The organism is Curtobacterium pusillum (genome assembly GCF_007680845.1).
Classification (GTDB): Bacteria; Actinomycetota; Actinomycetes; order Actinomycetales; family Microbacteriaceae; genus Curtobacterium; species Curtobacterium pusillum_B.
This window is the reverse complement of sequence record NZ_VEIY01000003.1, coordinates 345907-366792: the sequence shown is the minus strand read 5'-3', so window position 1 is coordinate 366792 and position 20886 is coordinate 345907. Positions and strand designations below refer to the sequence as shown.

Annotated in this window: 20 protein-coding genes; 5 read left to right on the top strand and 15 right to left on the bottom strand. The window is 73.9% G+C overall.

Annotation, left to right across the window (positions count from 1 at the left end):
• Position 1 precedes the first annotated feature (1 nt).
• The 3 genes from FS825_RS09315 to FS825_RS09305 all read right to left on the bottom strand — a co-directional run bounded on the left by FS825_RS09315 (position 2) and on the right by FS825_RS09305 (position 3136).
• Positions 2-694, bottom strand: coding sequence for a response regulator (locus FS825_RS09315; protein ID WP_144712238.1), 693 nt, complete (start codon positions 692-694; stop codon positions 2-4).
• On the bottom strand, positions 691-2052 hold the full coding sequence (locus FS825_RS09310; RefSeq protein WP_144712237.1) for a sensor histidine kinase: 1362 nt from the start codon (positions 2050-2052) through the stop codon (positions 691-693). Before FS825_RS09310 ends, FS825_RS09315 begins: the two co-directional genes overlap by 4 nt.
• A 112-nt stretch (positions 2053-2164) precedes the next feature.
• A complete protein-coding gene (locus FS825_RS09305) occupies positions 2165-3136 on the bottom strand; it encodes a CPBP family intramembrane glutamic endopeptidase (protein ID WP_144712236.1) in 972 nt (323 codons plus the stop codon).
• A 105-nt stretch (positions 3137-3241) separates the two neighbouring features.
• Here FS825_RS09305 and FS825_RS09300 point away from each other — a divergent pair, with 105 nt between their 5' ends.
• Positions 3242-4681, top strand: a complete 1440-nt coding sequence (locus FS825_RS09300) for an amidase (protein WP_144712235.1) — start codon at positions 3242-3244, stop codon at positions 4679-4681.
• A gap of 330 nt (positions 4682-5011) precedes the next feature.
• Here FS825_RS09300 and FS825_RS09295 read toward each other — a convergent pair whose 3' ends face one another.
• Genes FS825_RS09295 through FS825_RS09270 form a run of 6 tightly spaced genes read right to left on the bottom strand, consistent with a single transcriptional unit; the run spans position 5012 to position 11097 of the window.
• Positions 5012-5794, bottom strand: a complete 783-nt coding sequence (locus FS825_RS09295) for an ABC transporter ATP-binding protein (RefSeq protein ID WP_144712234.1) — start codon at positions 5792-5794, stop codon at positions 5012-5014.
• On the bottom strand, positions 5791-6663 hold the full coding sequence (locus FS825_RS09290) for an ABC transporter ATP-binding protein (RefSeq protein WP_260981101.1): 873 nt from the start codon (positions 6661-6663) through the stop codon (positions 5791-5793). The genes FS825_RS09295 and FS825_RS09290 overlap by 4 nt, the downstream gene beginning before the upstream one ends.
• Positions 6660-7535, bottom strand: a complete 876-nt coding sequence (locus tag FS825_RS09285) for an ABC transporter permease (protein WP_144712233.1) — start codon at positions 7533-7535, stop codon at positions 6660-6662. The genes FS825_RS09290 and FS825_RS09285 overlap by 4 nt, the downstream gene beginning before the upstream one ends.
• The gene (locus FS825_RS09280) at positions 7532-8485 is read right to left on the bottom strand and encodes an ABC transporter permease (RefSeq protein ID WP_144712232.1); all 954 of its coding nucleotides are present in this window, start codon (positions 8483-8485) and stop codon (positions 7532-7534) included. The genes FS825_RS09285 and FS825_RS09280 overlap by 4 nt, the downstream gene beginning before the upstream one ends.
• Positions 8486-8540: 55 nt before the next feature.
• Positions 8541-10091: an ABC transporter substrate-binding protein gene (locus tag FS825_RS09275; RefSeq protein ID WP_144712231.1), complete on the bottom strand. Its 1551-nt coding sequence runs from the start codon at positions 10089-10091 to the stop codon at positions 8541-8543.
• A 58-nt stretch (positions 10092-10149) separates the two neighbouring features.
• Positions 10150-11097 (bottom strand): alpha/beta fold hydrolase, encoded by a 948-nt coding sequence (locus FS825_RS09270; protein WP_186377157.1) that lies wholly within the window; start codon positions 11095-11097, stop codon positions 10150-10152.
• A gap of 83 nt (positions 11098-11180) precedes the next feature.
• Here FS825_RS09270 and FS825_RS09265 point away from each other — a divergent pair, with 83 nt between their 5' ends.
• On the top strand, positions 11181-12086 hold the full coding sequence (locus FS825_RS09265; protein ID WP_144712229.1) for a siderophore-interacting protein: 906 nt from the start codon (positions 11181-11183) through the stop codon (positions 12084-12086).
• Positions 12083-12889 carry an ABC transporter ATP-binding protein gene (locus FS825_RS09260; RefSeq protein ID WP_144712228.1) on the top strand — a complete coding sequence of 269 codons (807 nt, stop codon included), beginning with the start codon at positions 12083-12085 and terminating at the stop codon, positions 12887-12889. Before FS825_RS09265 ends, FS825_RS09260 begins: the two co-directional genes overlap by 4 nt.
• A 655-nt stretch (positions 12890-13544) precedes the next feature.
• Here FS825_RS09260 and FS825_RS09255 read toward each other — a convergent pair.
• From FS825_RS09255 to FS825_RS18615, 5 genes are all read right to left on the bottom strand, one after another.
• Positions 13545-13901: a Fe-S oxidoreductase gene (locus FS825_RS09255; protein WP_186377156.1), complete on the bottom strand. Its 357-nt coding sequence runs from the start codon at positions 13899-13901 to the stop codon at positions 13545-13547.
• 2 nt (positions 13902-13903) lie between these two features.
• Positions 13904-15307 (bottom strand): dihydrolipoyl dehydrogenase family protein, encoded by a 1404-nt coding sequence (locus FS825_RS09250; RefSeq protein ID WP_144712227.1) that lies wholly within the window; start codon positions 15305-15307, stop codon positions 13904-13906.
• A 100-nt stretch (positions 15308-15407) separates the two neighbouring features.
• Entirely contained in the window at positions 15408-16229 is an 822-nt protein-coding gene (locus FS825_RS09245; RefSeq protein ID WP_144712226.1) for an arginase family protein, read from the bottom strand.
• Positions 16230-16288: 59 nt separating this feature from the next.
• A complete protein-coding gene (locus FS825_RS09240; protein WP_144712225.1) occupies positions 16289-17014 on the bottom strand; it encodes a PspA/IM30 family protein in 726 nt (241 codons plus the stop codon).
• A 54-nt stretch (positions 17015-17068) separates the two neighbouring features.
• Positions 17069-19072, bottom strand: coding sequence for a TPM domain-containing protein (locus FS825_RS18615; protein ID WP_186377155.1), 2004 nt, complete (start codon positions 19070-19072; stop codon positions 17069-17071).
• A 215-nt stretch (positions 19073-19287) separates the two neighbouring features.
• Between FS825_RS18615 and FS825_RS09225 the strand changes: the two genes are divergently transcribed.
• Both FS825_RS09225 and FS825_RS09220 read left to right on the top strand, forming a co-directional pair.
• On the top strand, positions 19288-19491 hold the full coding sequence (locus FS825_RS09225; RefSeq protein WP_144712224.1) for a hypothetical protein: 204 nt from the start codon (positions 19288-19290) through the stop codon (positions 19489-19491).
• A 39-nt stretch (positions 19492-19530) separates the two neighbouring features.
• Complete coding sequence (locus FS825_RS09220) at positions 19531-20097, top strand: 4'-phosphopantetheinyl transferase superfamily protein (protein ID WP_144712223.1); 567 nt, start codon at positions 19531-19533, stop codon at positions 20095-20097.
• Here the strand turns inward: FS825_RS09220 and map are convergent.
• On the bottom strand, positions 20081-20848 hold the full coding sequence (map, locus tag FS825_RS09215; protein ID WP_144712222.1) for a type I methionyl aminopeptidase: 768 nt from the start codon (positions 20846-20848) through the stop codon (positions 20081-20083). The genes FS825_RS09220 and map overlap by 17 nt on opposite strands.
• Between the last annotated feature and the right edge of the window lie 38 nt (positions 20849-20886).

The following is a 20886-nucleotide window of genomic DNA, read 5'->3' as shown; positions in this document are numbered from 1 at the left end:
TTCAGCCGTCGACGCCGTCGACGCCGTCCGCGCCGGGGACGGTGACGATCCGGTTCTGGTACGCCCAGACCACGGCTTGCAGGCGTGACCGCACCCCGAGCTTCGGCAACATCCGGGCCAGGTGCGACTTCACGGTGGAGACCTCGACGACGAGCGCGGCCGCGATCTCCTCGTTCGACATCCCCTCGGCGAGGAGCAGCAGCACGTCGCGCTCCCGGGCGGTCAGCACGTCGTCGGCCCGGTCGCCCGACACCGGCTGCAGGCTCCGGCGGGACACGAACTCCCGCAGGACCCGTCGGGTGAGCGCCTGGTCGATGGTCCCGTTCCCGGCGGCGACCTGGCGGACGGCGCCGACGATGACGTCGGGCTCGGCGTCCTTGAGCAGGAAGCCGGACGCCCCGGCCTCGAGCGCGCCGAAGACGAGGTCGTCCATGTCGAAGGTGGTCAGCATGAGCACCGGCACCGCCGGGTCGGCGTCGGGTGCGCAGAGTTCCCGCGCGACCTCGATGCCGTTCCGCACCGGCATCCGGATGTCCAGGCACGCCACGTCCGGCCGGGTGCTCCGGGCGAGGGCGAGCGCCTCGCCGCCGTCGGCGGCGACGCCGACGACCTCGATGTCCGGCTCCGCCGACAGCAGGGCGGAGACGCCCGCACGGACGAGCGGCTGGTCGTCCGCCACCAGCACGCGGATCACGCGCCCACCTCCGGATCGTCGGCCGACGGGTCGGCGGCGGGTCGCGCCTCCCGGCGGAGCACCAGCTCGACCGTCCACCCGCCGGTACCGGTGGGGCCGATCTGGAGGCGCGCCCCGACGAGTTCTGCCCGCTCGCGCATGCCGCGGAGTCCGTTCCCGCCTGAGGGCGTGCTCCCGACGGACGGTGCGGTGGGCACCCCGTTCTCGACGCGCACCGTCAGCTGGGCGGGGTCGCGGTCGTCGACGGTGACGGTGCACGGCGCGCCGGCGGCGTGCATCGCGACGTTGGCGAGCCCCTCCTGCACGGTGCGGTAGGCGACGAGCTGGGCGAGCGGGCCGATACCGTCCGCGAGGGGGTGGTCGCCCTCGTGGACGTCCAGCGCGACGGCGGTCCGCGTGCGGGCGCTCTCGACGAGGTCGACGATCCCGGTCACCGTCTCGACGGCGCGTTCGGCGGGGCCGTCCTCGCGGAGGAGTCCGACCAGGCGGCGGAGGTCCTCGAGCACGGCGGTGCTCTGCTCCCGCACCTGACGGACGCCCTCGTGGGCACGGTCCGGGTCGGAGTCGATCTGGCGGTCGACGACGGCGGACATCAGGGCGATGCCGGACAGGTGGTGCGCGGCGATGTCGTGCAGCTCCCGGGCCATCGCGGCGCGTTCGCGGGACACCGCGGCATCGACGCGGGCGTCCTGCTCGCGGCCGACCGCGGCGGCCTCGGCGGTGCGGGCGTCCGCTTCCGCCGAGCGGGCGTCGGCTTCGGCCGAGCGGGCGTCGGCGGCGGCGGTGCGGGCGTCCGCCTCGGCGGTTCGTGCCGCGGCCTCGGCCGTCCTCGCCGCGCGGAGTTCCCGGCGCGACCGGACGACCAGCGTGACCACGAGCGGCAGCCCGACCGCGCCGACCGCCTGCAGGACCCCTTGTCCGAGCGAGGTCGCGATGCCGGACGCGATGCTGGTGCGGAACGCACCGGAGCCGACCGCGGTCGTGACGGCCGTGCCCACGGCGACCAGGGCGGCTGCCACGGTGACGGCCGGCCAGAGCCGGGGGAGCGGGAGCCGCAGCGCTGCCAGGACGACGGCGACGACCACCGGCAGGGCCGTCAGTCCGTACAGGGCGCTCCACGAGGTCGCGGCGACCAGGACCGGCAGCGCGGCGACGACGACGAGCGTGGCCCGGGGTGCGCGTCGTGCGGCCAGGAGGACGGCGGACTGGGCGAGCAGGGCGACGGCGAGGATCGTCCAGGGGAGTCCGCCGACGGCCGGCGCTGTCGTGCCGGTGCCGAGGCCCGTGCCGTCGGGGTCGAGGGCGTCGAGCGGGGGCACGCCGACGAGGAGTCCGAGGGCGACGACGGCGGTGCCCACGGCGACCAGGCGGTCGACCGTCCTCGTCCTCGTCCGGACCCTCCGGTCGCTTCGGTCGCTCCGGTCGCTTCGGTCGCTCCGGGCCCCGGGCGCGGGGCGCGGCGCGGGCGCGTCAGCGGGTGCCATCGTTCGATCCTACGAGTCGGTCGCGGTCGCGGGCGGCAGCCGTGGTGGTGGCCGGGGTGCTCCCGGTGTACCCGAGCCGCCCCCGGGTCGCGACGAGCAGCACGGCAGCAGCCACGGTGGAGACGATCGCGAGCCCGTGCATCATCGTGCCCGCGGTCATCCCCGGGTACATGTCGGCCCACAGTGTCGAGATCGTGTTGTTGACGCCCACGTGCAGCAGGAGCACGACCGGCAGGCTCTCCCCGGTGCGGTTGAACACCCACGTCATCACGACGTTGAAGGTGATCGTGAACACCGCGAACACGAGCGGCTCCGTCCAGTGCGCGTCCGGCCACCCGCCCCAGTCGCTGAGGTAGAGCGGCATGTGCCAGAGCGCCCACAGCGGGCCGAGCACGGCGGCGGCGCCGAGCGGTCCGAACCGCTCCTGCAGTCGGGGCAGGGCGAAGTCGCGCCAGCCGGGCTCCTCCGACAGCCCCGTCGTGAACAGCTGGACGACGAGTCCCGGGACGAGGGCGACCAGGGCGAGCATGCTCGGTGCCTGCACCACACCGCCGGAGAACGGCAGCCCCGTGGCCACGATGATCGCGGGCACGCCGACCAGTGCGAGGGCGTACCAGTACCAGGCGACCCGCCAGCGCCAGAGCCGACCGACCCAGCGGCGGAGCCCCGGGCGACCGTCGGCGAGGGCGGTCACGAGGAACGCGCCGCCGAGCGGACCGAGGAGCGCGCCGGGCAGGATGCCGGTGAACTGGGCGGTGCCGAGGAACTCGGGGAAGTGCAGGTCCCAGACGCCGAGGCCGTGCGGCGACAGGATGTACGGGATCCAGGCCGCCCAGCTGAGGCCGAGGGCGAGGGCGGCGAACGAGACGAGCGGGTGCCGGGCGACGAGCCCGCGCACCCCCGTCCGGTCCGCTCGGTCGGTGCCGGCGGTGCGCCGGTCTTCGATGGTGTTCGTCATGACGTCGACGCTAGGAACCGCGGCGTCGCGGGACGACCGGCGAACGGACGCACTCCGCGGGGTGCATCCGAAAGGTGCAAGCCGGCGGCCGTAGGCTCGGGAACCGTGTTCGAACTCCACCACCTCGCCGCGCAGGAACTCTGGGACTGGATCCGCCGGGGCGAGGTCACCGCGCGCGAGGCGACCGACCACTACGCCGACCGCATCGCCCGGCTCGACCCGGACCTCGGCGCGTTCGTGACGGTCACGGCGGACGCAGCGCGCGACCGAGCCGACCACCTCGGCGACCTGGTGCCGACGTCGCGGCCGCTGTGGGGCCTCCCGTCCGCCGACAAGGACCTGTACGACCGCGCCGGTGTGTCGACGCGGAACGGGTCGACCGCGCTGCCAGCACGGCCGGCGGCGGCCGACCACCCGCTCGTGGCCGCGCTCGACGCGGCCGGCGCGGTGAGCCTCGGCAAGACCGCGACGCCGGAGTTCGGGATGTCCTCGTCGTCGGAGACCCGCTTCGGCACCACCCGCAACCCCTACGACGCCACCCGGGCGCCGGGCGGGTCGTCGAGCGGCGCCGCGGTGGCGGTGGCGGCCGGCTTGCTCCCCGCAGCCGTGGGGTCGGACGGCGGCGGCTCCGTGCGGATCCCGGCCGCGGCGACCGGGCTGGTCGGGCTGAAGCCGAGCCGGGGTCGGGTGCCGTCGATGCCCGGCCGCTCGGGCGTCGGAGGGCTCTCGGTCGCGGGACCGATCACCCGGAACGTCGCCGACGCCGGGATGCTGCTCGACGCCCTCGTCGCGCCGACCGGGCTCGCCGAACCGTCGCCGTACGCGCTCGTCACGCCGGACGTCGGTGAGGGGCCGTTCACCGCCGCGGCCGTCCGGGGCGAGGGGCGCTTCGTCGTCGGACTCCTCGACGGCTCACCGTGGGACGACACCGTCGACGTGGTCGTCGACCCCGCCGCACGGGCCGCCGTCGAGACCGCGGTGCGGGTGCTCGGCGAGGTCGGCCACGGCGTCGAGGACGTCGCGATGCCCCGGACCCCGTACGCCGACGCGTTCCGGGTCGCGTGGGAGTCGAGCGCCGCCCGGTTGCCGGTCGTGCCAGGGATCGACCTGTCGTCGTTGACGCCGCTGGTGTCCTGGCTGGTGGCACGTGGTCGGGCGCTGACCGGGATGCAGGTGCTCGACGCGATGACGGCGCTCGACACGTTCTCCGCCGCGCTCATCGGCGCGTTCGGCCGGTTCGACGCGGTGCTCACACCGACCCTGGCGCTGACGCCGCGGCCCCTCGGGTGGTACGGCGAGGACCCCGAGGAGGACTTCCGCCGCCAGTGCGCCTACTCCCCGTGGACCTCGATGGCGAACGTCGCGGGGCTGCCGGCGATCACGCTGCCCGTGGGCGTCACGGACGGGGGCCACCCGGACGGCGCGGGGTTGCCGATGGGTGTGCAGCTCATCGGGCGGCCGGGCGGGGAGCGGGTCCTCCTCGCGATCGGCGCGCAGCTCGAGCGGCGGGTGCGGTGGCAGCGGCGGCACCCGCCGATGTGGTGACCGCCGGCTGACGGGAGGCGCGGCGCGGCCTGGGCGGGCTGGCTGCGCGTCGGGCGCGGGGTCGCGCGCTGCGTGCGCCCGCGTGCGCGCGGCGTTGCGCCGGCGGTCCATGCGTGCGCACCGTGCGACTTCCCACGCGTCGATCGACAGGTGCGATGTCGCACGATGCACGCGCACCCGATGCCGGCGCATGAGTCGACACCGCACGCGTCGATCGACGGGTGTGGTGTCGCAGACCGGGGGTCGCGCCGCGCCCGGCCACGCCACCCCGCGCCACGCCCGACCACGCCCCGCCCGGCCACGCCCCGCCCCGGCCGGCCCCCGCGGCGCTCACGGCAGGGTCGGCGCCGCCTCCACCAAGGCCCGCGTCACCGGGTGCTGCGGCGCGTCGAGCAACGACACCGGCCCGTGCTCCACGATCCGCCCCGCCGACATCACCGCCACGGTGTCGCACAGCCGCTGCACCACCCCGATGTCGTGCGACACGAGCACGAGCGTCAGCCCGAGGTCGTCGGCGAGCGACCGGAACAGCTCGATCACGCGCGCACGGACCACCACGTCGAGGGCGCTCATCGGCTCGTCCCCGAACAGGATCCGCGGCGAGTGCACGACGGCCCGGGCGATCGCGATGCGCTGCCGCTGCCCGCCGGAGAACTCGTGCGGGTACCGGTCGACGACGTCCGCAGGGAGGTCCACGCGCTCCAGCACGTCACGGACCAGCTCGGCGTGGGACCCCGGGATCCGCAGCGCCCGGAGCGGCTCCGCGACGATCGACCCGACGCGCATCCGCGGGTCGAGCGAGGCGTACGGGTCCTGGAACACCACCCCGGTCTCGCGACGGAACCAGCGCATCGCGCCCGCGGATCCGGACGTCACCACCGGACGACCGGAGGCGGTGACGGTGCCGGCGGAAGGCGCCTCCAGGCCGGCGAGCAGCCGGACCAACGTGGACTTGCCCGATCCCGACTCCCCGACGATCCCGAGGCGCGCACCTGGTGCGACCGTCAGGTCGACGCCGTCGACCGCGGTGCGGACGGGGCCCGGCTCGAACGGGCCGCGGCGGGGAAGCCGGTACGTGCGGTGCAGGCCGCTGCCGTCCAGGATCGCGGTCACGAAGCACCCCCGGTCCGGCGCGCGGTGGCGCGGGCGGCGTCGACGAGCGCCACCGTCGCGGGGTGCTGCGGCGCGGCGAGGAGTTGCGCCACCGAGCCCTCCTCGACGACGCGCCCGGCGTCGAGGACGACCGCGGTGTCGGCGATCCGGGCGAGCACGGCGAGGTCGTGCGTGACGAACACCATCCCGGCCGTCAGCCCCTCGAAGAGCTCCAGGATCCGGGCCTCGGTCGTCACGTCGAGCGCCGTCGTCGGTTCGTCGGCCACGAGGTACGACGGCTCGCCGGCCATCGCCATCGCGATGCAGATCCGCTGCCGCTGCCCGCCGGACAACTGGTGCGGGTACTGCCGAAGCAGGGACTCGGGGTCGGGCAGCCCGACGGACATCGCGAGGTCGGTGGCGGCTGCGGCGGCCGCGCGCCGGTCGAGCCCCCGGTGCAGCCGCAGCGGCTCGGCGATCTGGGCGCCGACGCGGCGGAGCGGGTCGAGGGCGGTCCCGGGCTCCTGGAACACGATGGCGATGCCGGCCCCCCGGTGGCGGGCGCGCTCCCGGTCGGGCAGGCCGACGAGTTCGGTGCCGTCGAGGCGGATGCTGCCGGTCACCTCCGCGCCGGTCGGCTCCAGTCCCATCAGGGCGAGCGAGGTCATCGACTTCCCGGATCCGGAGGCGCCGATCACACCAACGCGATGGCCTGGAGGCACGGTGAACGTCACGTCGTCGAGGATCGTCCGGCGGTCGATACGGACCGTCAGGCCACGCACCTCGAGGCCGGAGGCTGCGGTCGGCGCGTGGTCGGTGCCGGAGGCTCCGGTCCGGTCCGTGGGTCCGGCCCGGTCCGCGGGTGCGGTCCGGTCCGTGGGTTCGGTCATGCGGTCACCCCCGTGGTGGTCTCGGTCGGGGCGCCGGACGCCGCGCGGTCGCTCGTCGTCAGGCGCGGGTCGGTGGCGTCCCGGACGGCATCGCCGAGCAACGACAGCGCCGCCACGACGAGCGCGATCGCGGCCCCGGGCCACGTCGCACTCCACGGGTGCACCCCGATGTAGGTCTGCAGGTCGGAGAGCAGGCTGCCCCACGACGCGGTGTTCGACCCGGCGCCGTAGCCCAGGTACGAGAGCCCGGCCTCGGCGAGGACCGCCGTCGCCATCGCGAGCGACAGCTGCACGGTGAACAGCGGCGCCGCGTTCGGCACCAGGTGGCGGAACAGCACGCCGGCCCCGCCCACGCCCGACGCCCGCGCTGCCGTCACGTAGTCGCTCCGGGCGATGCGGCGGATCTCCCCGCGCGCGACCCGGGCGATGGTGACGCCGAACGACAGCCCCACGCTGACGATCACGACGCCGAGCGATCCGCCGGCGACCGCGGTGAGGAGCATCGCGGTGAGGAGCGTCGGGAACGCCACGAGGATGTCGAGGAGGACGGCGGTGCCCTCGCGGACCCAGCGCGCGGTGAGCGAGCCGATCGCGGTGAGGACGATGCCGACCACGCTCGCGATCACCCCGGAGCCGACGGCCACGAGCACCGTCGTCCGGGTGCCGGCCAGCAGGTAGCTCGCGATGTCCCGACCCGAGGCGTCGGTGCCGAACCAGTGCGCGGGACTTGGTGGCTCCCACTGGTGGAACGGATCGGTGCGGAACGGGTCCTCCGGCGTCCAGAACAGGGACACCACGGCGAGGACGACGAGCAGGCCGAGCACGACGACGGCGAACACCCCGGTCGGTCGGGCGAGGAGTCGGCGGATCACCCGGACACCTCCCGCTGGCGGGGGTCGAGCGTCCGGTGCACCACGTCGACCGCGAAGCCGACGAGCAGCACCAGGCCGGTCAGCACGAGGAGTTCGGACTGCACCTTCGTGATGTCGCGGCGTCCGACGTCGGTGACGAGCATGCGGCCGACCCCGGGGAGCGAGAACAGCTGTTCGACGACGACCGCCCCGACGAGGAGTCCGGCGATCTGCACGCCGAGCACCGCCAGCACGGTGAGCGCCACCGACGGCAGGCCGTGCCGGACGAGGGCCTGCGTCCGGGTGAGCCCGATCGCCGCCGCGGTCCGGACGTGGTCGGCGTCGAGCACCCCGAGCGTCGCCGACCTGGTGAAGCGGAGGATGACGGCGCCCTCGACCGCGCCGATCGTCAGCGCGGGCAGCACGAGCGCGGCGAACGCCCGGCCGGGCTCGTCCCAGCCGTCGAGCGGGAAGCCCTGCGTCGGCAGCCAGTGCAGCGTGACGGCGAACAGCGCGACGAGGAGCATGCCGGCCCAGACGACCGGGATCGCCGCGACTGCCTGCGCGACGAACGAGATCACCACGCCGCCCGGACGACGGCGGAGCACCGCGGCGAGCACCCCGAGCGGCACCCCGATCACCAGGGCGGCCGCGAGCGACATCCCGGCGAGCGGCAGCGTCACGCTGAGCTTCTGGGCGATCTCCGGCGCCACCTGCCCGTCGGTGACGAGCGAGCGGCCGAGGTCCCCGCGGAACAGCCCACCGATCCAGTCGAGGTACTGCACGACGACGGGTCGGTCGAGCCCGAGCTGCTGCCGGAGCTCGTCCACCTGCGCCGGGGACGCCTGCGTGCCGGCGACGATCTGCGCCACGTCGCCGGGAAGCACCTGGAGCGTGGCGAAGATGATGACGCTCGCCACGAGCAGGCCGACGACGAGCAGGAGCACCCGCCCGATCAGGAACCGGGTCACGACAGCGATGCTACGGGCGCGGGACGCCAGCGGTCTGCGCCGGCCCGGTCACCGGTCACTTGACCGCGAGCTTCGACAGGTCGAGGCGCGAGTTCGTGCCGTTGTACGGGACGCCCGTGACGCCCTTCCGCACGGCCGTGATCGACGTGGCGGTGTACAGCCACTCGCCGGCGGCGTCCTCGCTGACGATCTTCGCCGCCTTCTGCAGGTCGGCGACCTTCTCGGACTCGCTCGTCGCGGCCACCGAGGCGGCGTACAGCGACTGCACCTCGGGGTTGTCGTAGCCGAAGTAGTAGTCCGGGTTCGCCCAGTTGCCGAAGTCGCGCGACTCGACGTGGTTCACCATCGAGAGGTCGAAGTCGCGCTTGCCGCTCTTCGGGGCCTCGAACACCTGCGATAGCCACGTGGCGAAGTCGACGCGCTTGACCGTGAGCGAGATGCCGACGTCGGCCAGCTGGGACTTCAGGACGTCGCCGATCGTCGCCGAGTAGATGTTCGCGTACGTCAGCGTCAGCTTGAGGTTCGTGGCGCCGGCGGCCGCGAGCAGCTTCTTGGCGTTCGACGGGTCGTACGCGTCGATGTCGGTGAGGTCCTGGTAGCCCGGGTCGAGCTCCGGGATCGGGCCGCCCTGCTCGACGCCGGTGCCGCCGATCGCCTTGATGATCGCCTTCGCGTCGATCGCCTGCCGGATCGCCTGGCGCACGCGCTTGTCGGTGAACGGCGCCTTCTGGTCGTTGAACGCGAGCGTGTACTTGTCGGTCGTCTTGCCGGTGTGCAGCGTGATGTCCGAGTTGCCCTGCAGCTGGCTCTTCAGGGTGCCGTCGACGGCGGTCTGCACGTCGAGGTCACCGTTCGCCATCGCGTTCACGGCGGTGGACGGCTGGGTGATGTAGCGGAAGACGACCTTCGCCACCTTCGCCTTGGTGCCCCAGTAGTCGGCGTTCCGCTTGAAGGTCAGGGAGTCGCCCTGCTTCCAGCTCGCGACCTCGTACGGGCCGGTGCCGTTCGCGGTGTCGGACAGATCGTTGCTCGCGGCCTTCTCGAGCACGAGGCCGGCGCGGCCGGTGAGATTCCAGAGGAGGTCCGAGTCGGGCTTGGCGAGCTTGAGGACGACCGTGCTCGACGACGGCGACGTGATCGACGACACGTTCGCGAGCTGCGCCGAGTCGACGTAGGTCGCGTTCGACTTCACCTGCTGCAGCGACCACACGACGTCGGCGGCGGTGACGTCCTTGCCGTCCTGGAAGGTGGTGCACTTCCGGAGCGTGAACGTGTAGGTCAGCCCGTCGGACGAGACCTCGTGCCCCGACGCCAGCACGTCGTGGACGTCGCCGTCCGCTGTGCGGCCGACGAGCCCCTGGTACACGTTGTCGATGAGCACCTGGTCGAGTGCGGCGCCGGACTGCGTGCGGATGTCGAGGCTGGTCGGCTCGAGCACGAGACCGACGCGGACGGTGGCGTCGGCGCCGCCGTCCTCGTTCGAGGATCCGGAGCAGCCGGTGAGCACCAGCGCCGAGGCCACGGCGACCGCGGTGGCGGTCAGGACCGATCGACGCAGGGCCGATCGGCCGGTGCGGGGGGTGCGGCGGGGGAGGAGCGGACTCATGGGTTGTGGGTTCCTTCCGGGCGCGAGGGCGATGGTCGGTGCTCGCGCTTGGACGAGGTTAGCGGCGGCCGGTGTCCTCCGGCGACGGTTGTTCGATGGGGTGCAACAAACCGTTACGTTCCGCCCATGCCCGGATCGCCGCAGCGAGTTCGAGGGGCGCCTGGTTCTGCACCGCGTGCCGTGCCTCGACCGTGACGATCTCGGCATCGGGCAGCCGCTCGGCGAACTGCGCGTGGAGCTTCGGTGAGACGTAGCCGCGGTCGCCGCGGACGAGCAGGATCGGGACGTCGAGGGCCTCGAGGTCCGGCCACGCGTCGGCGAACCGCCCCACCGAGGACGTCCGGCCGGCGGGCAGGTGCGGGAAGTGGTGGCGGCGGACGAGTCGCCCGTCGGCACCGAGTCGGGTGGTGTGCCGGGCTTCCCGGAGGAGCACCGCGCGGTCGTCGCCGACGCGCGCCTCCACCGCACGGTCGACGACCTGCTCGAGGGACGCGAACGGCTCCTCCGCCTCCAGAGCGCGCGCGATCCGGTCCACCGCCCGCTGCGCGAAGTCCGGCGACATGTCCACGAGCACGAGCCCGGTGACCCGCTCGGGCACGAGGGCCGCGAGCCGGGCGGCGAGGATCGCCCCGAGCGAGTGCCCGACCACGATCCCCGGTGGGACGTCGAGCGCGTCGAGTGCCGCGAGGACGCTCGGCGCCGTGGCGTCGGCCGCGTAGTCGGCGTCGTCCCGCCAGCCGGAGCGGCCGTGGCCCGGGAGGTCGACGGCGACCGCCGGCTCGCCGACGGCGAGGGCCGTCTGGTCGAAGCTGTGGGCGTCGATGCCGAGCCCGTGCAGGTAGGTGATCCGCGCCTCCTGGTTCGTCCCACCCCACCGGATCGCAGCGATCTCCTGTCCGTCCGTGGTACGGACCACCTGTCTGGAGGCGCGGAGCGGCTCCGTCACGCCGCTCGCGCGGGCGAGGGTGGGCAGGTCAGCGAATTCGTCGTCAGGAGCATCGGGCACGGGGACGATCCTCGCACCGTCCGGACCCTCGGAGTGGCTCCGGAACCTTGGAGAGGTGAGGTAAGGCATGCCATACTTGGGCCGTGGCAGCCCGGTACCGTGTCTTCTCCGTTCGCGTTGCTGCCGTCATCCCGCTCACCCCGTCGTTCGTGCGGGTGACCCTCACCGGCGACGCCCTCGCCGAGTTCTCCTCGGTCGGCCTCGACCAGCGCATCAAGCTCGTCCTGCCGATCCCCGGGCACGGGTTCACCGACCTGCCCGACGGCGACGACTGGTACGCCGCGTGGCGGGCGCTGCCGGACGCCGTCCGCAACCCGCTCCGCACCTACACGGTCCGGTCGTTCCGTCCCGACGCCCGCGAGCTCGACATCGACTTCGTGGCGCACGGCGACACCGGACCCGCCTCACGCTGGGTCTCGTCGTGCCGCGTCGGCGACGAACTCCGCATCGTCGGTCCCGCCGTGCCGTCCTCGCCCGCCGAGCTACCGTCCGGGGCCGCCGAGTTCGACCCGGGAGCGGCGAACCGCATCCTGCTCGCCGGCGACGAGACCGCCGCGCCCGCCATCTGCGCCATCCTCGAGGCGCTGGACGTCACCGCCGTCGGGCACGTGTTCATCGAGGTCCCGACCGATGCCGACCGGCTGCCCGTGACGGCTCCGGCCGGGGTCGAGGTCCGGTGGATCGCCCGGAACGGCGCCTCGCACGGGGTCCGGATGACCGACCAGGTGCACGCGTGGGCGTCGACCGTGGCGGCTCCCGTCGTGACGTCTCCCTGCGGAGACCCGGTCGAGCTCGCCGACGTCGACGTGGACGAGCAGGTCCTGTGGGACATCCCCGCGCACGACGCCCCGCGTCCCGTCTACGCCTGGATCGCGGGGGAGGCCGGCTGCGTCAAGGAACTCCGCCGCCACCTCGTGCGCGGTGTCGGCCTCGACCGGAAGCAGGTCGCGTTCATGGGGTACTGGCGGCACGGCAAGGCGGAGAATTGACCGATCCCGGTCGTGCGCCCACCACCGCGCTCGGCGCCCGCGGGCTGACGCTCGCGTACGACGACCGGGTCGTCGTGTCCGACCTCGACGTCGACATCCCCGACGGCGAGCTGACGGTGATCGTCGGTCCCAACGCCTGCGGGAAGTCGACGCTGCTGAAGTCCTTCGCGAGGACGCTCAAGCCGACCGCGGGCACCGTGTTCCTCGACGGTGCACCGATCTCGTCCCTCCGCCCCAAGGCCGTCGCGCGGCGGGTCGGCATGCTCCCGCAGACGCCGATCGCTCCCGACGGCATCACCGTGCGCGACCTTGTGTCCCGCGGCCGGTTCCCGCACCAGGACCTGCTGCACCCGTCCTCCGGCACAGACCGGATCGCGGTGCAGGCGGCGCTCGAGCAGACGGAGACCGTGTCGCTCGCTGATCGCAGCGTGGACGAGCTCTCCGGTGGGCAGCGGCAGCGGGTGTGGATCGCGATGGTGCTCGCGCAGGAGACCGACATCGTCCTGCTCGACGAACCCACCACGTTCCTCGACATCGCGCACCAGTACGACGTGCTCGAGCTGGCCTCGGCGTTGCACGCGGCCGGTCGGACGGTCGTCGCCGTGCTGCACGACCTCAACCAGGCCGCGCGGTACGCCACGCACGTGATCGCCATGCGGGCCGGGTCGATCGTGGCGTCCGGGCCGCCGGCCTCGGTGGTGACGGCCGACCTCGTCGAGGAGGTCTTCGGCCTGCCGTGCGTGGTCGTCCCCGACCCCGAGACGGGCACGCCCCTCGTGGTCCCGCGGCGCCGCGCCGCCTGACCCGCCGGGCCGGGCGGGCCGGCCGGGCCGGGCGGCCCGGCCCGCCCGGCCCGCCCCCTCCCCGAGCGGGCGATTTCCGTCCCGCTCGGCCCGCCGCGGCGGCGGGTTCCGCCCGCTCGGCGGGACGCCTGCGGCGGGTTCTGCCCGCTCGGCGGACGGGAGGCGCGGCGCCAGCCCGCCGCGTGCCTCCCGTCCGGGCCGGCGGCGGCTCCCCGGGCGGGCGATATGCGTCCCGCTCGGCCCGCCGCGGCGGCGGGTTCCGCCCGCTCGGCGGGACGCCTGCGGCGTGTCCTGCCCGCTCGGCGGACGGCAAGCGCGGCGCCAGCCCGCCCCGCGCCTCCCGTCCGGGCCGACGGCGGCTCCCCGAGCGGGCGATATCCGTCCCGCTCGGCGCGCCGGTGCGGCGGGTTCCGCCCGCTCGGCGGGACGCCTGCGGCGTGTTCTGCCCGCTCGGGGAGGGGACGGAGGACGGGGGTCGGCGGACGGGAGGCGCGGCGCCCGCCCGCGCCGCGCCTCCCGTCCGGGCGGCCCGGGGCTCCCCGAGCGGGCGGTTTCCGTCACGCTCGGGGTGCCGGAGCGGCGGGTTCCGCCCGCTCGGTGGGACGCCTGCGGCGTGTTCTGCCCGCTCGGCAGGCCGCGCCGCGCGCCGCGCGCGTCAGCGGTAGTTGCCGTCCTCGAGCCCGGCCTCGACCTCGAACCGGTTCCGGAGCGGGTCCCGCCCGGCCAGGGCGTACACGACGGGCATCAGCATGCCGTACCGCCGCCACTGCTCGACGTGCACCCGCTCGTGCCGGAGCACCCGTTCCCCGTCGTTGTCGCGCGTGAGGTAGACCGACCCGACGCACGTGCCACCACGGCGGAACACCCACCGCGGCAGCCCCGTGCACACGATCAGCCCGTCGACCACCCGCACCTTCCCGGTCGACAGCGGCACCCCCACGGCGAGGCCGACCGCCGTCGCGAACAGCCACCCCGCCCGGGAGACGGGGGAGTCGAGCAGCGGGTTCCGCACCGCTACTCCGGTCGGCCGTAGGTCTCGAGCAGTCGCAGCCAGATCTCGTTCATCGTCGGGTAGGCGGGGACCGCGTGCCACAGCCGGTCGACCGGGACCTCGCCGACGACGGCGATCGTCGCGGCGTGCAGCATCTCGGCGACGTCCTGCCCGACGAAGGTGACGCCCACGACGACGTGACGGTCCTCGTCGACGACCATCTTCGCGCGACCGGTGTAGCCGTCGGCCTGCAGTGACGCTCCGGCCACGTTCCCGAGCTCGTACTCGACCGCCCGCACGTTCAGCCCCTGCTGGCGCGCCGCGGACTCGGTGAGCCCGACGCTCGCGACCTCGGGGTCGGTGAAGGTGACCTGGGGGACCGCGGCGTGGTCGGCGGTGGCGACGTGCGCACCCCACGGCTCGGTGTGCAGCGGCGTGCCCTGGTGGCGGGCGGCGATCGCTTCGCCGGCGGCACGGGCCTGGTACTTGCCCTGGTGGGTGAGGAGGACGCGGTGGTTGACGTCGCCGACGGCGTAGAGCCAGTCGGTGCCCTGGACGAGCATCGTGTCGTCGACCTGCAGCCAGTCGCCGGCGGTCAGCCCGACGGACTCGAGGCCGAGGTCCTTCGTGTGGGCCGCGCGGCCGGTGGCGGCGAGGACCTCGCTCGTGACGACGGTCGTGCCGTCGTCAAGGGTTGTGGTGACGAGCCCGTGCTCGTCGCGGTCGACGCGGGTCGGGTTCACGCCGGTGCGGACGTCGACGCCGAGCTCGCGGAGGGAGTCGGCGACGAGTTCGCCCGCGAAGGGCTCCATGCCCCCGAGCAGACCGTGCCGGGCGACGAGGGTGACCTTCGCGCCGAGGGACGCCCACGCGGTCGCGAGCTCCGAGCCGGAGACACCGCCGCCGATGACCAGGAGGCTCTCGGGGACGTGCTGGGCGCTCGTGGCTTCCCGCGTGCCCCACGGCTTCGCCTCGGCCAGGCCGGGCACGGGCGGGAGCGTGTGCAGCGAACCGGTCACGAGGGCGATCGCGGCGGCCGCGGTGTACGTGGTGCCGTCGACCTCGATGGTCTTCTCACCCGTGATCCGGGCGTGGCCGCGGATCAGGGCGATGTCGGCGGACTCGAGCCACGCGACCTGCCCGTCGTCCTTCCAGTCGGACGTGAACGAGTTCCGGCGGGCGAGGACCCGGGCAGCGTCGAGCGAGCCCGTCACGGCCTGCTTCGCGCCGTCGAGCCGCTTCGCCGCGGCGAGCGCGTGACCGCTGCGGAGGAGTGCCTTCGACGGCATGCACGCCCAGTAGGAGCACTCGCCGCCGACGAGCTCGGCCTCCACAATCGCGACCGAGAGGCCGCGCTTCTTGGCGTAGTCCGCCACGTTCTCGCCGACTGCGCCGGCGCCGATCACGATGAGGTCGTAGTCCGTCATGTCGCTGAGCGTACGCGACCGGACGGCGCGCAGGTCGGTCCCGGTGCGGCTCGTGGCCGTCCTGCGGAACGGCCCGGTCGCAGACGCCTGGAGGCGCGGGTCAGCTGGTCCTGGAGGCGCTCGTGAGCGCGCCCACCGCTCGCAGGATCACCCCGAGGTCGTCGACCGCGCGGTCCGGGTCCACGGGGGCGAACCCGGTCAGCGCCGCGCCCGCCAAGCGTCGCCCTCGGGTGGCCGCCTGGATGCGTTCGACGAGGCCGGCCCCGTCGAGCCCGAACGGCACCGGCTCGAGCAGGCCGTCCACCTCGGACGGGTCGAGGACGTCGAGGTCGACGTGCACGAACACCGCGTCGGCCCCGGTGGCGTCGACCGCCCGGGCGATCGCGTCCGGGGTCGCTGCGTCGACGTCGAGGTGCACGATGCCCGCCCGGTCGAGCGCGCTGGTCTCGGCGTCCTCGATGCCCCGGACACCGGCGACCACCACGGACGAGGCAGGGAGGGTGGGGAGTGCGGGGAACAGGTCGTCCGGCCGGTCGACGAGGATCCGCAGCACGGCGGTCTCGGCGGCCACGGGCTGGGCACGGTTGAGCGCGCGGAACCCGCTCGAGCCGGCGATGCGCACGAACGCCGTGTCCGGGCCGAGTCCGACGGTCGCTCCGAGGACGCTCGCACCGTCGCCGCCGACGACGAGCACCGGTTCGCTCGACACGCCGGTCTCCTCCGCCACCCGGTCGGCGACCGAGAGGACCGAGGTGTAGCGCGCGAGCGCCGTCTCGAGCCGGTCGCCGGCACCGGTCGGCACCTCGATCACCGTGGTGGACGCCCGGGGGAGGTCGGCCGCGATGGCCGCGGCGCCGTCCCCGAGCCGCATCGCACGGGACGACGCCGAACCCTGCCACTGACCGACCACGAGGAACTGCATCCTGCCATCCTGTCAGTTGGGGTCCGGCGTCGCCCGAGGAGTGCGTCGCGCGGGACGGGTCAGAGGCTCGACGAGCCGCCGGACTTCAGCGCCGCGAGACGCGCCTCGACCTCGGCGTCCTTGCCGACGTCGTCGAGGCTCTCGAACTGCGCGTCGAGGCTCGACGACTGGAGTTCCTGCTGCCCGAGGACCTTCGCCTCTTCGCGGCGGACCTTCTCCTCGAAGCGGCCGAGGTCGCTCGTCGGGTCCATCACGTCGATGTTGCCGAGGGCGTCGTTGACCTTCGACTGCGCCTCGGCGGTCTTCGAGCGGGCTACGAGGTTGTCCCGCTTGGCGCGGAGTTCCTCGAGCTTCTGCTCCATGCCGGCGAGGCCGGTCTTCAGCTTCTCGACCGCGTCGTTCTGCGAGGCGAGGCTCGGCTCGGCGTCCTTGACCTCTTGTTCGGCGGCGATCTGCTTGCCGATCGCGATCTTCGCGAGGTTGTCGAACTTGTCCGCCTCGGCGGTCTTGCCCTCCGTGCGGTACTTGTCCGCCGCAGCGGACGCGTTCGCGGCCTTCTGGCCCCACTCGACCGCGGCCTTCTTGTCCTCCTCGTGGTCCTGCTCGAGGAGGCGCAGGTTCCCGATGGTCTGCGCGATCGCGGTCTTCGCGTCCGCGATGTTGTTCGTGTAGTCGCGCACGAGCTGGTCGAGCATCTTCTGGGGATCCTCGGCGTTGTCGATGAGCTGGTTGATGTTCGCCCGGACGAGGGTCGAGATCCGCCCGAAGATCGTCTGCTTTGCCATGTGCTGTTCCCTTTCGTGGAGAGTGGTCTGCTGGTCGTCTGGTCGTGGGAGCGGTCAGAAGCGGCCGCCGCCGGAGAACCCGCCGCCTCCGCCGCCTCCGCCACCACCGCCGAAGCCGCCCCCGCCCCCGAAGCCGCCGCCCCCGCCGAAGCCGCCGCCTCCGAACGAGCCGCCGCCGTAGCTGCCGCCGCGACCGCCGAGCAGCCCGCCGAGGACGAGCCCCGTGACGAGGCCGCCGAGCTGCGCGCCGTTGCCGCCACCGCCGCCCTGACCGGGCCAGCCGCCCATGTCGTCGTTGGCGGCGTCCATCGCCGCGGCCGCGTACTGCTCGGCAGCGCGGGCGGCCTGGAGCGCCTGACCGGGGTCGGTCGTGGCGAGCTGGACGGCGTCGTCGAGCGCCCGTTCGGCTTCCGACAGCCGAGTCCGCGCCGTCGACCCGACCCCACCGCGGCGGAGCGAGATGTAGTCCCGGGCCTGGCTGATCCGGGAGCGGGCGTCGCGGAGGGCGGCGTCGAGGGCACGAGCCGCACGCTGGTTCTGTTCGTCGACGCTCCGAGCGGTCGCGAGCGCGGCGTCGATCTCGGTGTTGACCTTCGTCAGCGCGTCCACCGCGGCGATCGGGTCGCGCGGGTCCACCCCCTGGCGGAGCACCCCCTCGGCCCGGGTCACGGCCGCGGCGAGGTTCGGCCCGCCCGTGGTCAGCGATCGGGCAGCGGCGACGTCGCCCTGGATGTCCAGCCGCATCGCGTCCGCGCGCGCGGACGCCTCGGCGAAGGCGGACTCGGCGGTCGTCGCGCTCGTGGTGAGCTGCTGGACCTGGGCCAGGGCGTGCTGGGCGTCACGGACGGCGACGACCGCCTCGCCCTTGTCACCCGAGGCGATGGCCGCGGTCGCCGCAGCCGACCGCTCGCTGGCGAAGGCCAGGACCTGCTTGGCCTGGTCGACGTTGTCCGACACGGTGGCGAGGGTGCGGCCGGTGTACCCGGCGTGCACCCGCACGAGCGCGGCTTCCGCAGCGGCGATCGACGCCGGTGCTTCGGCCACCGCGGCGGCGAGTGCGGTCGCGGCGTCCTCGACGCCGTCCTCGAGCGAGCGGAGCTGGTCGAACGCCTCGGTCTGTTCCTCGATGGAGGCGTGCGCCCGTTCACACGTCGCGATGATCTGGTTCGACCAGTCGGCGCGCTGCTGCGGCGTGTCCGGGATCTCGTCGTCGAGCTGCTGTTGCAGGGCGAAGGCCTGGCGCACCGCCTTCTGGGCGGCGGCGACGGCCTCGGCGAACGGCTTCGCGGCGTCGTCGCCGAACTGGGCGGCGGCGAAACCGACCTCCTGCTCGGCGGTCTTCAGCTCGTCGTCGATCGTGACGAGGGCACCACCGGCGCGGCGTTCGAGCTCGGCGAGCGAGGCTTCCTGTGCGCGGGCGGCGGCGGCCGTGCGGCGCTTGTTCCGGGTACGGATGACGAGGACGACCACGATGACGGCCACCACGACGACGAGCAGCAGGATCCAGAGCCAGGTGAGGTCCGCCGGCGCCTGCGAGTCGACGAGTGCGTTCGCGAACCCGGTCGCCGCGGCGGCCCAGTTGCCGTCGCGCAGTTGCGGCACGGCGTCCTGCTGGTACGCGCGCTCGACGTCGCTCGACGACAGCGCCGTCTCGTTGGTCTGCTGGATGTCCGCGATCTTGTCGTCGACCGCGACGGACAGCACGATGCTGTCGGAGTCGATCTGGTTCGCGGACATGAGGGCGTCGCCCCAGGCCGCGTGGTCGCTCGGGTCGGTGAAGGTCGGGACGAACACGACGAAGAGCTGGGTCTTGGTCTTGTCGTAGACGTCCTGCACGGCCTGTTCGACGTCGGCCTGCTGCGAGGCGGTCAGGGCGTCGGCGTCGTCGAGGACGTAGGCGCCGCCGAGGTCCATCGGGGCCGTCGCGTGGGCCGCCGCCGCGGGTGCGAGCACCACGGTCGCCGAGAGGAGCACCGCCGCGAGGTGAGCGAGCAGCCGTCTGGACCTGCTCGACCTGCTCGACCCGTCGGTGTCCGATCCGCCGTGGACCGTTCGCATCCGTCCTCCATCCGTCGCCGCGACCCGCGTTCACCGGGCCGCCGCAGCGCCCCGGGAGCGCTGTCGCCCGGAGTCTATCCAGGGCACGCAGCCCGGGAACCAGACTCCGGGCGAACGCTCGTGAACGGCGTGGATCCACGGATCGCTGCGTGGTTTGTCCCCCGGACCGGGGTATGCTGGCGGCACTGTTCGAGGAGGAACGGAAGGGGACAGCAATGGAACGAACGCTGAACACCGAGGTCGTCCCGCTCGAGGACGGCTACCACCGCGTGTCGACGCCGGCGAGCGGCGTGATCGGGTTCGTGCGCGAGCACGACGGGCGGTACGAGGTCCTGCGCGGACGTGTCCGCCAGGCCACGCGGTCCGAGGGGGCCTACAGCACGATGAACGTCGCGCTGATCGCGCTGACGCACGCCTGACGGCCCGTACCGGCCACCTTCGCGCCGTAGGCTGCGGGGGTGGGTGAGCCGCGCCTCCAGACCGTCGTCGTGACGGTGCGTCCGTCGGGCGCGACCCGCGATGACGACCGGGAGGCGCTCCGCACCGCCGTCGCGCTGGCTGCGGCCGTCGACGTGACCAGCGTGCGCGCGGGGCGCGTCTGCCCGCACTGCTCCGCCACCGATCACGGTCGGCCCTGGGCGAGCGTCGCCGACCGTGCGGTCGGCGTGAGCCTCGCCCGCACCCCGGGCGTGCTCGCCGTGGCGGTCAGCCCCGAGCTCGTCGGCGTGGACGTCGAGCGCGTCTCGCGCGTCACGGCACACGCCCTCGACGCCTTCACGACCGGGGAGCTCGACCGTGCCGCTGGGGACCCCGCGGCGCTGGCGGCGTGCTGGGCGGCGAAGGAGGCCGTGCTGAAGCGCGACGGCCGGGGGCTGCGCGTGGATCCGTCACGCGTCGACGTCGACCTCGGAGCGGGCGTGGCGGTCCTGGACGGCGTCGCCGAGCCCGTGGTGGTCGCCCGACCCGAGCCCGACGTGGTCGTCGCGGTCGCCGCCGGCGGCGTGCCGGTCACCTGGGGAGCGTGAGGACCTCCGCCCCGTCCTCGGTGATGGCGATGGTGTGCTCGGTGTGTGCCGTCCGGGCTCCCGTCGCGCTCCGGAGGGTCCACCCGTCGGGGTCGGTGACGAGTTCGTCGGTGTCGGCCATCACCCACGGTTCGAGGGCGAGCAGGAGCCCGGGGCGCAGCGTGTAGCCACGGCCGGGCCGACCGGTGTTCGACACGTGCGGGTCCTGGTGCATCGTGGAGCCGATGCCGTGGCCGCCGAACTCGACGTTGACCGGGTACCCGGCGTCCTGCAGCACGGTGCCGATGGCGTGCGAGAGGTCGCCGGTCCGCGCGCCAGGCCGTGCTGCGGCGATCCCGGCGGCGAGGGCTCGTTCGGTGGCGTCGACGAGCGCGAGGTCGGCCGGGTCCGGTGTCCCGACGACGAAGCTGATCGCGGCGTCCGCGGCGATGCCGTCGAGCGACACCGCGAGGTCGAGCGTGAGGAGGTCCCCGTCGGCCAGCGCCTGGTCGCGGGGGAGTCCGTGCAGGACGGCGTCGTTCACGGCGGTGCAGACGTGGTGGCCGAACGGGCCGCGGCCGAACGAGGGTGCGTAGTCGACGTAGCAGGACTCCGCGCCGGCGTCCTCGATCATCGCCTCGGCCCAGCGGTCGATCTCGAGCAGGTTCGTGCCGACCCGGGTCCGCTCGCGCAGGGTGTGCAGGATCGTGCCGACGAGGGCACCGGTCGCGCGGGCGCGGTCGACCTCGGCGGGGGTGAGGATCTCGATCATGGGCCAACAGTACCGGTATTTCTTGACCGGCATTAGTA